Here is a 14,811-nt window from a genome sequence, read left to right as displayed (position 1 = left end):
GGAATTCTAGCACGCCGGCCGATCTGCACGGGGATGGAACCGCCAGTCCGCAGAACTTGCACCGAACTGGGCGTCGCGCCACAATACGCGACTCGTTTCACTCTTCTTCGATCGCCTTTGGGAGAGCGTCGCCATGAGCCGTCCCGTCACCCTGTTCACCGGTCAATGGGCCGATCTCAAGCTGGCCGAGCTTGCCGACATGGTCGGCGGGTTCGGCTATGACGGGCTCGAACTCGCTTGCTGGGGCGACCACTTCGAGGTGGACAAGGCCCTGGCCGACGACGGTTATTGCGGGAAGAAGCGCGAGGCGCTCGAAAAGGCGGACCTCGAATGCCACGCGATCAGCAACCATCTCGTCGGCCAAGCGGTGTGCGACGTCATCGACGAGCGGCACAAGGCGATCCTCCCCCCCTACGTCTGGGGCGACGGCAACCCCGGCGGCGTGAACAGCCGCGCCGCCGAGGAAATGAAAAACACGGCCCGCGCGGCGAAGAAGCTGGGCGTCGAAGTCGTCAACGGGTTCACCGGGTCGTCGATCTGGCACTTGTTGTACTCGTTCCCGCCGGTCTCCGCGGCGATGATCGACGCGGGGTTCGAGCTGTTCGCCGAGCGGTGGAACCCGATCCTCGACGTGTTCGGAGAGTGCGGGGTGCGGTTCGCGCTGGAGGTCCATCCCACCGAGATCGCCTTCGACGTCTACACCGCCCGGCGCGCGCTCGAGGCCCTGGGGAATCGGCCCGAGTTCGGGTTCAACTTCGATCCCAGCCATTTGCTGTGGCAGGGAATCGACCCGGTCGAGTTCCTCCGCGAGTTCCCGGAGCGCATCTACCACGTGCACGTCAAGGACGCGATCGTCACGCTCAACGGCCGCACGGGGATCCTGGCGAGCCATCTCAACTTCGGCGACCCGCGCCGCGGGTGGGACTTCCGCTCGCCGGGCCGCGGCGGGGTGAACTTCGAGGAAATTATCCGCACCCTCAACCAAGTCGGCTATCAGGGTCCGCTGTCGGTCGAGTGGGAAGACAGCGGCATGGACCGCCGGCACGGCGCGGCCGAAGCGTGCGAGTTCGTCCGCAACCTCGACTTCGCCCCCAGCAACGTCGCCTTTGACGCGGCGTTTGCAGACGAGTAGCTCGGGCTTGCGAGCTTAGCGCAGGCGACCGATCGCCTTCGGGATCGTCTGCCGTGCGGCTCCGCGGGCTGACGCCTCGCGGCTCATCCACGACTCGCAAGCTCCGACAGGAGCCGCGAGGCGTCAGCCCGCGGAGTCTGCGACCGCCCGCCGATCGCGCTGCTATACTCGAACGTACCGGGAGGTCCTTTCGCCGTCGGGCTTGGTCATGCCGTCGCCGTCGCTCCGCTTGCTGTTCGGCTTGGTCGCGCTGGGCGCCGTTGCGCGCGCCGCCGCAGCCGAGGGACCGGACTCGACGGAGTCGAAGAGCCCCCGCACCTCGGGGGCGCCCGCCACGTTGCTGTTCGTGCCGGGGGACGTTTACTCAGGCGCCTTGCCCCCTGTGACGGGCGTCGGCGACGCCGAGGAACTGTGGAAGCACATGCCGGCGGTCGTCGCCCGCGGCGACGTTTCAGCGGCGATTCGGTTGGCGGCGCGGGTCGTCGCCGCCGATCCCGATCACGCCGGCGCCCGGCGGCTGCTCGGCTACCAACGAGTCGGCGACCAATGGGCCGGCGGGTACGCGGCTCGCGAGTTGGCCGCGGGCAAGGAGTGGGATCCGCGCTTCGGCTGGATCCAAACCGGAGACGGTCCGCGTTACGCCGCCGGCGAGCGCCCCTGGGGAAATCGCTGGATCACCGCCGCCGAAGACGCCGGGCGTCACGCCGCGCTTGACCGCGGCTGGCAGGTTCGCACCGACCACGTCATGGTGCAAACCAACCACAGTCGCGAAGCGGCGGTCGAGTTTGCGGTGCGACTGGAAACGCTCCACCACGTGTGGCGACAACTCTTCGGCGAGTTCGAGCTCCCCGCCGCCGAGTTGCAAGCCCGACTCGACGGCAAGCAGCCGACCGGCTATCGCCGCAAGCCGTTTCGGGTGTTCTACCACCGCGATCGCGCCGCCTACAACGCGGCGCTGGCGCCCCGCCAGCCGCAGATCGAAGTGACGCTGGGAATCTATTTCGACCGCGAGCGGGAGAGCCACTTCTTCGCGGGCCCCGATCAGGATCGCGGCACGATCGATCACGAGGCGGTTCACCAGTTTTTCGAAGAGGCGAACACCGGCGGACGTCGCCCCGGCGCCACGAGCAACGCCTGGGCGATCGAAGGGATCGCATGTTACTTCGAATCGCTCATCGCGCTGGGCGAGCCGGGCCGGCGGCCGACCGCGTTCGCGATCGGCGCCGCGAGCGAAGGACGGCTCCCCGCGGCGCGGCAGCGACGGCTGGTCGACGATTACTACGTGCCGCTGGCGGAACTTGCGCCCTTGGCGATGGCCGACTTGCAGAAACGGACCGACTTGCCGCAGCTTTACAGCCAAAGTGCGGGGCTCGCCGCGTTTCTCATGGACGGGGCGGAAGGAGCCTATCGCAAACCGTTCGCGGAACTGCTCAAGCGGATCTACGCGGGCCAGGACAAACCGGATACACTCAGCGAATTGACCGGCAAGAGCTACGGCGAGCTCGACCGCGAGTACCGCGAGTTCCTCGCGACTCTGCCGGCCGGCGAGTGACTCCCCCTTTCGAGATCCCCCTCCGCGGCGCCGCGTAGGCGACTCTCTCCGAAAGTCGCGGCGATTCTCGCAAGAGAAGCGCTCACGGAAAGCCGCTACCGACCAACCGTCAATCCGAACCTCGTGCCGAGAAAGTTTGTCCCATGAGCAGCCTGCTGGCCCATGTCACCCCTCACGAATTCCCCGCCGGCTTGCTGACGTTCGTCGCGGGGATGGCCGCGGGGATCGCCCTCGCGACGGTCGCGCTGCGGCTCCGGCGGCCGCGGTAGCGAGCAAGCCTCGCCCGGCCCCCGCGACGCCCGGCCCGGGCGTTGACCCGCGCTCCCCGGGGGGGTACCATCGCCAGACGCGCACGGTGGCTGTAGCTCAGCTGGTTAGAGTGCCAGATTGTGATTCTGGATGTCGTGGGTTCGAGTCCCATCAGCCACCCTTTCTTAACCGCCTGCACGGTCGGGGGCGGCGGCCGCTGAAGCGGCGTCGCCAGAGGGGGCGTCGGCTCGTCCTTTTTCGCCCCTTCGCTTCGCGTCTCGCCGATGGCACTGCACCGCGAACACCTCGGCTCGTTCTACCTGGGACGCAAGCACGACCTCGCGACCGGCGAAACCTCGGCTGAGGAACTGCTGTACGACAGCAAGAACCTGACCACCCATGCCGTGTGCGTCGGCATGACCGGCAGCGGCAAGACGGGGTTGTGCCTGTCGCTCTTGGAGGAGGCGGGCCTCGACGGCATCCCGGCGATCGCGATCGATCCCAAGGGGGACCTCGGCAATCTGCTGCTCACGTTCCCGGACTTGCGACCCGAGGATTTCCGCCCCTGGATCGACGAGAGCGTCGCGGCTCGCAAGGGGATCTCCTCCGACGAGTTCGCCGCGCAGACGGCCGAGTTGTGGCGCACCGGGCTGGGGAAGTGGGGGCAGGACGGAGCGCGAATCGCCCGCTACAACAATGCCGTCGACAGGGTGATCTACACCCCCGGCTCCACGGCCGGCGTGCCGCTGACGATCCTCAAATCGTTCAACGCCCCTCCGCAGGAAATCGTCGATGACGGCGACGCGTATCTCGACCGCGTGCAAGCCGCCGCGTCGGGGGTGCTTGCCCTGCTGGGCATCGACGCCGACCCCGTGAAGAGCCGCGAGCACATCTTGCTCTCAAACGTGCTCGATCACGCCTGGCGCGCGGGACGCGATCTCGATCTCGCGACGCTCATTCACGAAATCCAGCAACCGCCGTTCAAGCGGGTCGGGGTCGTCGACCTGGACGCCTTCTTTCCCGCGGCCGATCGGTTGGCGCTCGGGATGCGGCTGAACAATTTGCTCGCTTCGCCGTCGTTCGCCAGTTGGTTGGAAGGGGAACCGCTCGACGTGCAGCGACTGCTGTACACTTCCGACGGACGCCCGCGGCTGGCGATTCTTTCGATCGCCCACCTGAGCGACGCGCAGCGGATGTTCTTCGTGACCATCCTGCTGAACGAGGTGCTTGCTTGGATGCGCACCCAGCCCGGCACAGGCAGCCTGCGGGCGATCCTGTACATGGACGAGGTGTTTGGGTATTTCCCCCCTGTGGGCAATCCTCCCAGCAAGCGGCCGATGCTGACGCTGATGAAGCAGGCCCGGGCGTTCGGTCTAGGATGCGTGCTGGCGACGCAGAACCCCGTCGACCTCGACTACAAGGGGCTCTCCAACGCCGGCGCTTGGTTCCTGGGGCGGCTGCAAACCGAGCGGGACAAGATGAGGGTGCTGGAGGGACTTGAGGGCGCCTCGGCCGAGGCGGGCGCCAAGTTCGACCGCCGCCGCATGGAGCAAACCCTCGCCGGGCTCGGCAATCGCGTCTTCCTGATGAACAACGTCCACGACAACGCTCCCACGGTGTTTCAGACGCGGTGGGCGCTGTCGTATCTGGCAGGGCCGCTTACGCGGACGCAGATCGCCGAGTTGATGAAGGACAGGAAGAAGAAGGCGGCTGCCGAGGCCGGCGCGGCCAACGGCGGCGACGACGCAGCCGGCGCCACGCCCTCCGTCCCGCCGCGCGGACTTGCCGGCGCGGCCGCTTCGGCGCGGCCGGTCATGTCGGCCGAGGTCCCGCAGCGATTCTGGCCGGTCGGCGAACCGCCGACCGCCGGCGCCCGGCTGGCGTATCGCCCCGCGCTGGCGGCCGCAGGGCGGCTCCACTTCGTCAAAGCGGCCGACGACGTCGACGTGTGGTGCGAGTACGCCGCGCTGCAGCCGATCCATGGCGAGTTGCCGCGCCCGATGTGGACGACGGCGATGATCTTCGAACGCCAGCCGCTGTGGGCCGCGAACCCCCATGGCGACGCCGAATACGCCGACTACCCGAGCGAGTTGGCCGACGCGAAGAACTACCGCGCCTGGCGAAGCGATCTGGAGGCCCGGCTCTACCAAACCGAACGCTACACGGCATGGCAGTGCGCGCAGCTTGATGCGCGCAGCGAGCCGGGCGAGCCGGAGGCCGACTTCCGCATCCGGATGAGCCAACTGGCTCGTGAGCGTCGCGACGAGCAAAAGGAGCGGATCCGCGCCAAACACGCCAAGCTCGTCGAACGGGCCGAGGGGGACCTCGCCAAGGCCGAGCGGACGCTGGCGGAACTCAAGTCGCGCTTCTGGGGCCGCGTGTGGGAGATGATCCTGCGGATCGTCGAGGTGGTCGCGATCCGAGTGCTGGGAGGGCGAACCCGTAAGCAGGTCGTCACCGCGACCGGCAGTCGGCAGACGATGGAAGCCCGCAGCCGCACTGCGCGGGCCGAGTCGGAGGTCGACGCGGCTCGGCAGCGGGTGCTTGCCGCCCAGGCCGACTGCCAGCGGGAGATCGAGCAGTTGGATTTCGACTTTGAACCGGGAAATCTCAAGCTCGCCAAGATCGAGGCGAGCCCTCGCAAGAGCGACATCGCGGTCGATCAGGTCGTGCTGGCGTGGCTCCCCTGGTGGATCGGCGGCTCCGGCGGCGACCGCCCCGCGTACTGAACTCCCGTTGCCTGAGGCGCACGCGCCCCTGACGGCGGTCGGGTCGCCAGCGTCGCCTCTGGCAGGTAAGCTGAGAGTCTCGGCCCCGCTCCCAGGATCTCGCCGCGTGATGTCTGCGCTTCGTCTGTCGCTGCTCGTGTTGATTCCGCTTGCGGGGTGCGGTCACGGACCGGCGCGAACGCTCGAAGGGACCTGGGTCGGCAAACCCGACACGGTCGCCGCCCGCGGCGAACGTGATGAGAACAAGTACCGCGAACTGGTCGCCGCGTCCGGCGGCTTGACGATCGACGGCGACGACGACGCCAGCGCACGACCCCCGGCGCTCGTCACCGATTGGGAGCGGCACGACGTCGAAGTGACGCTCGACCTGCAAGCGAACCAGCGCGTGCGGCTTGCGATCAACGGCGCGGTCGACGGCGCCCCCGTCGAGGGGACGTGGAAGATCGTCGAATCGGGCCCCGCCGGGGTGGTCATTGAGATCGTCACCCCCGCCGCCCCCGAGGGGGCCGGCGATCCCGAGCCGGTCCGGCGCCGGTTTGAACTCGGACTCGACCAGCGGTCGGACGGCCTGGACGGGTTCACGCTTCACGAAGTCGGCGCCGATCGGCGGCTCGGCGCGTTGTATTTCCGCCGCGCGGAGCGTTAAGCCGCCAGCTTGCGGCAACTGCATCGCGGCCGTCGAGCCAGCCAATCAATTCATGACCGCCTCTCACGCGAAAGCCCGCACATGAGCGAACGCGAACGCTGGATCGTTTACCCGCTGTTGTTCTTCGCCCTGGGTGCGGCAATCCGCGACAAGCTGCTCCATCAGGTCGAGACCAAGACGCTGGCCTGCACCGAAGTTCAGGCCAAGTCGATCGCCTGCCAGCAACTCCACGTCGTCGATTCGCAGGGGCGGATCCTCGCCGAGCTCGCCTCGGCGACGATCCCTGGCGGCGACGCCGGGGCGCCCTCGCGCCAAGTGGGGCGACTCGTCCTGACCGACAGCTCAGGACAAGAGTTCTTCGGGCTCGCGGACGACTATCTGCAAATGCGCAATGTCCGCTGCGAGGGACTGATGGTGACCGACCCGACCGACTCGAGGCAAGTGGTGGCCGGGATCGGCAGCGTGCAGGTGTCCCTCAAGGACAGACCCCAAGAATCGTTCGTTCAGGGGTTCCTGTCGCTCAATGGGCTGCAATACGCCTATCTCACCGGCGCCCCGGTGGGCTCGGTCCCGCAGCGACCCCGGCCGCAATCGCCGGCGGCTGCGACAACCCCCGAGCGACCGGGCGAACCGACCCCTGCGACGGACTCGGCCGACAAGTAGCCCCCCTCGCTCCGGGCTCGGGGGGCCGGAATGTTGCAGAGGGGCGTCGCTTCCCGCTACTCTATCTGAGCATCGCAAGCGGTGCGAGGCTCGCTGCCGCAGGCCTTGCAGCCTCATCGCGGCGGCCGTCAGCCTTCCAATGGAAGACCGTCGCGATGTCCCTGACCGCCTGCCTTGCGCGATTCGCCGCCTTCGCCCCGCCTGTCGGACATGCCATGACCTTGCCCGGGACCGCGTCCGACGCGCCGCTCACCTCCGTGGCCGAGCTGTTGCGTCGCCGAGCGCGCCAGCGGGGCTCCCAAACGGCGTTCACCTTCACCGACGAGTCGGGGGCCGAAGTCGCCTGGACCTACGCCCAACTCGACTCGCGGGCCGCGGCCGTGGCCGAGGAGCTGCTACGCCGAGTCGCCCCAGGCGATCGCGCGGCCTTGGTGTTCCCGCCGGGGCTCGATTTTATCGCGGCGTTTTTCGGCTGCCTCTACGCGGGGGTCGTCCCCGTGCCGGCCACCTACCCCAAGCCTCGCCGACCGTCGCCGCGGCTCGACGCGATCGTCGCCGATTGCCAGGCCGCCGCGATTCTGACCACCGCCGCCACGGTCGACACCGTGCAATTGGCCGAGCAGTCGCCCGCGGTGCGAGATTGCCCGTGGATCGCCGTCGACCAATTGGCCACGACCCGCGTGCCGACGCTGTCCCACGCGGACCGCAGCAGCCTCGCCTTCCTGCAATACACCTCGGGCTCGACCAGCGAGCCGCGCGGCGTGATGGTGACCCACGGCAACTTGCTGGCGAACCTGGAGACGATTCGCCGCGGGTTCGGGATCGAGATCGCCGACGACGACCACCCGCCGCTGTCCGGCGTGTTCTGGCTGCCGGCGTACCACGACATGGGGCTCATCGGCGGCATCCTCACGCCGCTCTACGTGGGGGGGACGAGCCACCTGCTGGCGCCCGCGGCGTTTCTGCGGCGGCCGTTGTCGTGGCTGGAGAAACTGAGCACGACCCGCTCGGCGATCAGCGGAGCGCCGAACTTCGCCTACGACCTGTGCGCCGAGAAGGCGACCGCCGCGGCCCTGGCTGACCTCGACCTGAGTTGCTGGTCGCTGGCGTTCTGCGGGGCCGAGCCGATCGACGCCGCGGCGCTCGACCGCTTCGCGGGGGCGTTCGCCTCCTGCGGCTTCCGCCGCGAGGCGTTCTACCCCTGCTACGGGCTCGCCGAGGCGACGCTGCTGGTCACCGGCGGGCGCGCCGTCGGCGCGGGCGCGGTGTTGCGGGCCGATCGCGCCGAACTGGCCGCAGGACGATTCGCATCCGCCAACGGCACGCCGACGGCCAAGCCCGTGGTGAGCTGCGGCCAGCCGCTCGCCGGCATCTGCGTGGCGATCGTCGATCCGCAAACGTGCCAGCCGCTCGCCGACGGGGCGATCGGCGAGGTCTGGGTCGCCGGGGACTCAGTCGCCAGCGGCTACTGGAATCGCCCTCAGGAGAACTTCGCCGCGTTCGCCGCCCGGTTGCCCGAGCGCGACGAGCCGTACTTGCGAACGGGCGATCTGGGATTTTTTCACCAGGACAACCTCTATGTCACCGGGCGGATGAAGGACGTCATCATCATCCGCGGTCGCAACCTCTACCCGCAGGACATCGAGCAAACGGTTCGCTCGGCCGACGCGGCGCTCGACCTCGGCGCCGCGTTCGCAGTGAGCGAGGGAACAGAGGATCGGCTGGTCGTCGTCCACCAAGTGGGGCGCGAGCATCGTCGCGGCGACCTTTCCCCCGTGCTCCGAACGATCCGCGCGACGATCGTCGACGAGTTCGAGTTCGACCCCCACGCGATCCTGCTCGTGCGCCCGGGGGGAGTGCCGATCACGACCAGCGGCAAGGTGCAGCGGACCCGATGCCGCGAACTGTTCGAGGCGGGCGAGTTGCCGATCCTGGCCGAATGGCGCCGCCCCGCAGACGAAGACCGCGCAGCGCCCGACGCGCGCGCCGCGGGGTCAGGCCGGCCGGCGTTTCTGGACCAGGCCGAGTCGCTGTCGGTCGAACGACTGGCCGAGGAGATCGCCCGTTGGCTGCTGGCCTGGATCGGCCGACACTTGGGCGAAGGGGCGGGTCAGCTCGTCCCCGAGGCGACCTTCGCCGAGCTGGGGGTCGATTCGCTGACGGCGCTTGAACTGGGCGTGGCGATCGAGGAGGCGTTCGGCGTACGGCTCCCCCCGATCATGGCCATGGAGTTCCCCACTCCCGCCTCGATGGGCCGTTATCTGGCCGAGCAAATCCAAACGACCCCCGCGCCGGCGTGAGGCTCGAGCGCTTCGGCGTCTCGCTGCACGGCGGTCGTTACTTCACCCACATCCGTTCGACGCCGTGTTGCGCCGGTTCGGCGGCATGGAGTTTGGGCAAGATCTCGCTCGTCGGGGCGACCGTCGGGCTCGCGGCGCTTGCCGTCTCGTCCGACTCCGGCTCCTCCTGCAACTCCGGTCCCCGGGCTGTCGGGGCGTCCAACGGCAGCGCCTCGGCCATGGCCGGGTCCTGGTCGTACCCCCCGCGACTCACCCGCGGCGAGATCGCCGAGGCGTAGTTCAGATGGCGCGCCTTGCCGCGACGGGCCTCGAGCGCCGCCGCGTCGGAGTAGGCCTGCGAATTCCAGGGGCCTTCGTTCAGGTGAACCCCGTCGTACGCCAGCAGCGTCCCCTTGGCGAAGTGGACGTTCTTCATCGCGATCGCATATTCGGCCAGCGCGCGATAGTGCCGGCTCTCGGCGTCGGCGACGGTCCGTTGGGCCTCGAGCAGAAGATCGAGCGGCGCCTTGTCCGCTTCATACGCCGCGGTGACCGCCGCCAACTGCTGCTGGGCCGCGGCGAGCCGGTTCGCGGTCGTCTCGGAGACGACGCGGGCCCGGTCCAAATCGGCGACCGACGCCGCCACGTCGTGCAACACCTGTCGTTCCTGCTCGCGGAGGATGGCTCGCTGCCGGGCGAGCTGCAATTCGGCGTTCCGCACGCCGGCGAAGGCTTGGCGATATCCCAGCGGCACGGTCAATTCCATGCCGACCTGCCATTCCTGAAAGTCGCCGTCGGCCAGCGTGCCGTAGGCGCTCTCAAATCGGCCCTGGTCGACCCCGGTGGGGAGCAGATCCTTGCCGTATCCGCGCCATCGATACCGCCCGACCGCGTCCAACTGCGGGAGCAAGTGATTCTTGCTGGCGATCCACTCGAGTTCGTACCGTCGGGCGACCCACCGTTGCCGGCGGAGCTCGACCCGCCGGACGAGCGACTCGCCGGTGACTTCGCTCCAGTCGAACGCCATCGGCGCGGTGATCGGCTCGTCGGCGGGGCGAATGAGTCGCCCGTCGCTGGGGGGCAGCCCCAGCAGCATCCGCAGCCGCCGTTCCGCGACATGGACGCCGCCCTGAGCTCGGAAGGTGCCGCCGCTCGAGCCGTTGCCGGTCCGCGTGCCGTCGATCAACCGGCCCGACAGCGCGTTCTGCACTTCCTCCTGGAACAGAAAGAACTGCTCGCGAGCTTGAGCCTCTTTCTCGGCCTCGCCGCCGCGACGACCCGATTCGTACAGGGCGTGAATCCGTCGCCAGGTTTCCAGGCTCGCGTCCCGGGCCGCGATTTTGGCGTCGAGATCGCGATATGCGAAGTACAAGTCCCAGTAGGCGTTTTCGACGTTGCTCACGAGGTCGCGGATCGCCAGTTCGAAATCGGCGATCTGCACGTCCGTGTTGACCCGCGCCACGAGCACGCCGTTGTAGACGCCGGGAACATTGGTCGGCCCGGCGATCCGGTTGTAGTCGATGCCGCTTCCCTGCAGCAATGGATGCCGAAACTCGCCCTCGATGTTCGCGTTCCACGCGCTGGGGAACTCGTTGCCGGGGGCGTTGTTCGCGTCGTAATCGACATACTGTCGCACGGTGTATTGCGTGCCGGCGGCGGCCCGCTTGGTCAGCGCCGTCTGCCAGACCATGAGGTCCTGCTGCAACAACCGGGTGCCGCCGCCGAAGAACTGGTTGTTGAGGGCTCGGTCGTTCTTTTCGCCAAAGACGCTGGTGCTGAACTGGGCGTCAAACGCTGATAACGCCGCGTCGACGCCGAAACGGGGGTCGGTCTCGCGGAGGGCCGGGTCGAGCGTCGTCGTCGCCGTCTGCGGTGAGCGGACCACGGCCCCCCCCAGATCGCGAATCACCTCCGACTCGGCCAGAGCGAGTTGGATCGTCTCCTCGAGCGTGAGATTCCAATAGTCGACCTGCGTCGGATTGGCGATCGTCACCGGGGCGACCGCGCCCCAGTCAGAATCGAGGCTGCAACACTGGTTGACGTCGGGATACTCGACGCTCGTCGCGACGGCCGAGATGCAGTCTCCGCACTCGCCCGGCTTGAACGGCTGGCTCTTGCGCGTCGAGCACCCCGGGACCATCCCCGCCAGGAGCGTCGTCGCCGCGAACCAGCGGCAGGCAGGGGTGGAAAGGCGGGTCAGGAGCATCGGCTGCGAAATTGGTGGCGGAGACTGCACACGCGGCCTCGAATGTCGGCATTGGATGCAATGCTGGCGCACCGCACCCGGCGCAGCGCTGCACGGAGTCGTTTTCGACCCGCAATGACCGCTACAACCACCAATTCCGTTTCGACTGGCAAAAATTCGCCGACTGCCAGAACCGGCGCCGCTGGCGGCGCCAGCGACGCCCCCGCGGACAATTCGCGAGACGCGCCCGAGCGGTTCCGGCGCCGAGCATGCGTATACTGAAACCTGCCGCTCCGTCGCCGCATAGCAGGCTGTTGAAAAGGGGACTGGCTCGCGAGCCATTGCCAATGCCCTCTGAACGGCTCGCGACGGGGCGCCTGTCCCCTTGTCAACCGCTGCTAGCATGACCGTTGCTAGCATTGTCGCAGCGAATGCTCGTCATGCCTTCCGTTCCCCATCTCGACGAGGTCCCAGCCCGCTGGGAACGGCTCGAGGAGGCGCTTGCGCGGCTCCACGACGCCGCCCGACGCAAGGCGAGCCCGCGCGAGTTTTACGACGCCGCGATCCGCGAGCTCGCTGCCGCGCTGCCGGAGGTTCGGATCGCCGTTTGGGGAGCCGTGCCGTCGGGGCGCGGCGCGGAACTCCTCGCCCGCAACGCCGCCTCGGCGGACGCCGACCCGGATGCGATGGCCGACCGACGTGCTCAAGCCCTCGCCATGTTCGCCGACGCGGAAGTTCGCCGCAGCGGCGATACGCTGTGGCAACCGGTGGTGAACGCCGCGACCGCCGAACCTGCCGCGGTCATCGAGCTCGCTCTGACCCCCGACGCTCCGAGCGCGATCCGCGAGGAATTGCCCGACGTCGCCGGAGCGCTGGCCGCAGCGGCGGCCGATTTTCACGCCTTCGCCGAGCTGCGCCGGCTCGCCGGGGCCGCGACGATCGAGCGGCAAGCCGTCGATCTGCTGCGGCGGCTCCAGGCGGCGCCTGACTTGGCGTCGCTCGGCTACGCGATCGCCAACGAAGGGCGGCGCGTGCTCGGCTGCGAGCGGCTGACGCTGCTCGTTCGCCGCGGACGTCAGTGGCGCGTGCTGGCCGCCAGCGGCGTCGACCATGTCGAGCCGAAGAGCGCCTTCGCCCAGCGAATCGAACGGTTCGCCCCGCGGGCGGCCGATTGGGGAGAACCGCTGGCCGTCGGCGCCGCGAAGGCGAACGACGACGATCCGCGCGACGAACTCCCCCCGCCGCTGGCCGAGGCGCTGGCCGCGTATCTCGATCACAGCCACGCCCGCACGCTGGCCGCTGCTCCGGCGGCGTTCCCGCCGCTGTCAGACGCTGTTTCTCCGGAACCGACCGAACGTCCGCAGCACGGTCGCGCACGGCACGACGCGCTGGTGGTCGCCGAGTGGTTCCACGCCGCCGGTCCCGCCGGGGCCGCTGCGCTCGCCGCCGAGTTGGCCGAGTTGTGCGCCCCGAGCCTCGCTCGCGCGCAGGCTCTTGACGGCCCGCTTGCCAGACGGATCGTGCGCCGGGCCCTCGCCCGCGCCAGTCGACCGCTGGTCGTGCCGCGCGGGCTGCTCGTCGCCGTGGCGGTGCTCGCCGGCGCCGCCGCGCTGACTTTCGTCGAAACCGACTTCGAGGTCGAGGCCCCGGCGGTGTTGATGCCCGTGGCCCGGCACGAAATCTTCGCGACGACGACCGGCCGCGTCGCCGAGGTCCGCGTCGTTCACGGCCAAACGGTCGCCGCGGGAGACGTGCTCGTGGTGCTCGACGACCCGCAGTTGCAGCTGCAGCGAGAACAGGTCGCCGGCGAGCTGGCCGCCGTCGAACGACGGATCGACGCCTTGGCCGTGGCCCGCACCGACCGCACGGTGCGCGAGTCGGCCGACCCCGCCGCACTCCCCCCCGGCGCCGAGCAGCAGCAACTGATCGAGAAGCGGGCCAGCCTCCGCCGGCAACGGGAATTGCTCGCCCGCCGCCGCACCGAGCTGACGCTCGTCAGCCCCGTGGCGGGGCAGGTCCTCACCCGCGACGTCGAATCGCTGCTGGCGAGCCGCCCCGTCGAGCGGGGGCAGGCGCTATTGACCATTGCCGACACGACCGCCGCGTGGGAGCTGATCGCCGAGGTCGACCAGCGCGACGTGGGGCATGTCGTGGCACAACTCCCCGCGCCGCCGGTCCGCTTCCGCTTGGCGGGAGACGTCGACGAGATTCGCACCGGTCGCGTGGATCGGCTGGCCGTCGCGGCGACGCTCGACGTCGAGGACCTCTCCGCCCCCGCCCCGCCGGCGCCGGTGCACGTGGCGGTCGACGCCGACCAGCTTGCCGAGCCCCGTGCCGGCACGGCCGCCACGGTGCGGATCCACTGCGGCCGCCGCTCGCTGGGGTACGTCTGGCTCCATGATCTGGCCGCGACCGTTTACCGATGGTGGATGTTCTGATGCGTTCCCCGCTTCTTCTGACGCTGATCGCGACGACCTGCAATCTGGTCGGCGGCATGCCGTCGTCCAAGGCGGCGCCTCCGCTTGTGGTCGAGGCAGTCGTGCTTCGCCCGTTGGCCGAGGCCGAGGTCCCCGCGCGACAACTCGGCGTCGTCCAAAAGATTGCGGTCGCCGAGGGGCAACGGGTCGCTGCGGGGGATTTGCTCGTGCAGCTCGACGCAATCAGCGCCGCGCTCGTCGTCGAGCGGACCGAGTCGGAACGCGACCAAGCCCGGGCGAAGGCCGAAAACACGCTGCCGGTCGACTACGCCGACAAGGCGCTCGAGGTGGCCCGAGCCGAACTGGCCCGGAGCGAGGAGTCGATCGCCAAGTTCGCCAAGAGCATCAGCCGCTCGCAACTCGACGTCGAGCGGCTCACCGTCGAGAAGCTGCTGTTGGAGCGCCGCCAAGCCGAGCACGACCTGCGGCTCGCCAAATTCGATTGGCAGGCGAAGGATGCGGCGCTGGCGGTCGTTCGTCGCGAGCTGGAACTGCACGCCGTGCGGGCCCCGTTCGCGGGGGTCGTGACGCTGGTCCGCGCGCGGCAAGGGGAATGGGTCGAGCCGGGCGCCGCCGTGCTGCGGCTGATCGCGGTCGACAAACTGCGGGCCGAGGGCTTCGTCGACGCGGCCGACGCTCGGGCCGCCGTCGGCGCCCCGGTGCAGTTCGTGCCGGGAGACGCGGGCTCCGCGGCGCCGGAGAGCAGCTACGGCGGCCGACTCCATTTCGTAAGCCCCGAGATCGACCCCGTCACCCGGCAGGTCCGCGTGTGGGCCGAACTGGATAACCCCGCCGGCGCCCTCAGGCCCGGCCAGCAAGGGCGGCTGGTCGTCCCCGACGACGGCGAGTCCTGAACGAACGAACTGCCTTCCGCCAGCTAGAACCTCGCGTAAAGCCGC

At 69.1% G+C, this 14,811-nt stretch carries 9 protein-coding genes and 1 tRNA gene; 9 read left to right on the top strand and 1 reads right to left on the bottom strand.

What is annotated here, in order from left to right:
* The first annotated feature begins 133 nt into the window (after positions 1-133).
* The 7 genes from KF688_08310 to KF688_08280 all read left to right on the top strand — a co-directional run bounded on the left by KF688_08310 (position 134) and on the right by KF688_08280 (position 9,271).
* Complete coding sequence (locus tag KF688_08310) at positions 134-1,132, top strand: sugar phosphate isomerase/epimerase (GenBank protein MBX3425666.1); 999 nt, start codon at positions 134-136, stop codon at positions 1,130-1,132.
* 208 nt (positions 1,133-1,340) lie between these two features.
* Positions 1,341-2,684 (top strand): hypothetical protein, encoded by a 1,344-nt coding sequence (locus KF688_08305; protein MBX3425665.1) that lies wholly within the window; start codon positions 1,341-1,343, stop codon positions 2,682-2,684.
* A 355-nt stretch (positions 2,685-3,039) separates the two neighbouring features.
* A tRNA-His gene (locus KF688_08300) sits at positions 3,040-3,113 on the top strand.
* Positions 3,114-3,217: 104 nt separating this feature from the next.
* Positions 3,218-5,662: an ATP-binding protein gene (locus tag KF688_08295; protein ID MBX3425664.1), complete on the top strand. Its 2,445-nt coding sequence runs from the start codon at positions 3,218-3,220 to the stop codon at positions 5,660-5,662.
* 109 nt (positions 5,663-5,771) lie between these two features.
* Positions 5,772-6,308, top strand: a complete 537-nt coding sequence (locus KF688_08290; GenBank protein MBX3425663.1) for a hypothetical protein — start codon at positions 5,772-5,774, stop codon at positions 6,306-6,308.
* An 81-nt stretch (positions 6,309-6,389) separates the two neighbouring features.
* The gene (locus KF688_08285; GenBank protein ID MBX3425662.1) at positions 6,390-6,971 is read left to right on the top strand and encodes a hypothetical protein; all 582 of its coding nucleotides are present in this window, start codon (positions 6,390-6,392) and stop codon (positions 6,969-6,971) included.
* A gap of 155 nt (positions 6,972-7,126) precedes the next feature.
* Complete coding sequence (locus KF688_08280; protein ID MBX3425661.1) at positions 7,127-9,271, top strand: AMP-binding protein; 2,145 nt, start codon at positions 7,127-7,129, stop codon at positions 9,269-9,271.
* A 37-nt stretch (positions 9,272-9,308) separates the two neighbouring features.
* On the opposite strand, the gene KF688_08275 is transcribed toward KF688_08280, so the two are convergent.
* Complete coding sequence (locus tag KF688_08275; GenBank protein ID MBX3425660.1) at positions 9,309-11,456, bottom strand: TolC family protein; 2,148 nt, start codon at positions 11,454-11,456, stop codon at positions 9,309-9,311.
* Between the two features lie 419 nt (positions 11,457-11,875).
* On the opposite strand from KF688_08275, the gene KF688_08270 reads away from it, so the two are divergent.
* Both KF688_08270 and KF688_08265 read left to right on the top strand, forming a co-directional pair.
* A complete protein-coding gene (locus KF688_08270; protein MBX3425659.1) occupies positions 11,876-13,873 on the top strand; it encodes a biotin/lipoyl-binding protein in 1,998 nt (665 codons plus the stop codon).
* Positions 13,873-14,766 carry an efflux RND transporter periplasmic adaptor subunit gene (locus KF688_08265; GenBank protein MBX3425658.1) on the top strand — a complete coding sequence of 298 codons (894 nt, stop codon included), beginning with the start codon at positions 13,873-13,875 and terminating at the stop codon, positions 14,764-14,766. The genes KF688_08270 and KF688_08265 overlap by 1 nt, the downstream gene beginning before the upstream one ends.
* The last annotated feature ends 45 nt before the right edge of the window (positions 14,767-14,811 follow it).

The organism is Pirellulales bacterium, from assembly GCA_019636345.1.
GTDB lineage: Bacteria > Planctomycetota > Planctomycetia > Pirellulales > Lacipirellulaceae.
The sequence above is the reverse complement of the archived record's forward strand: the minus strand, read 5'-3'. Positions and strand labels throughout refer to the sequence as shown.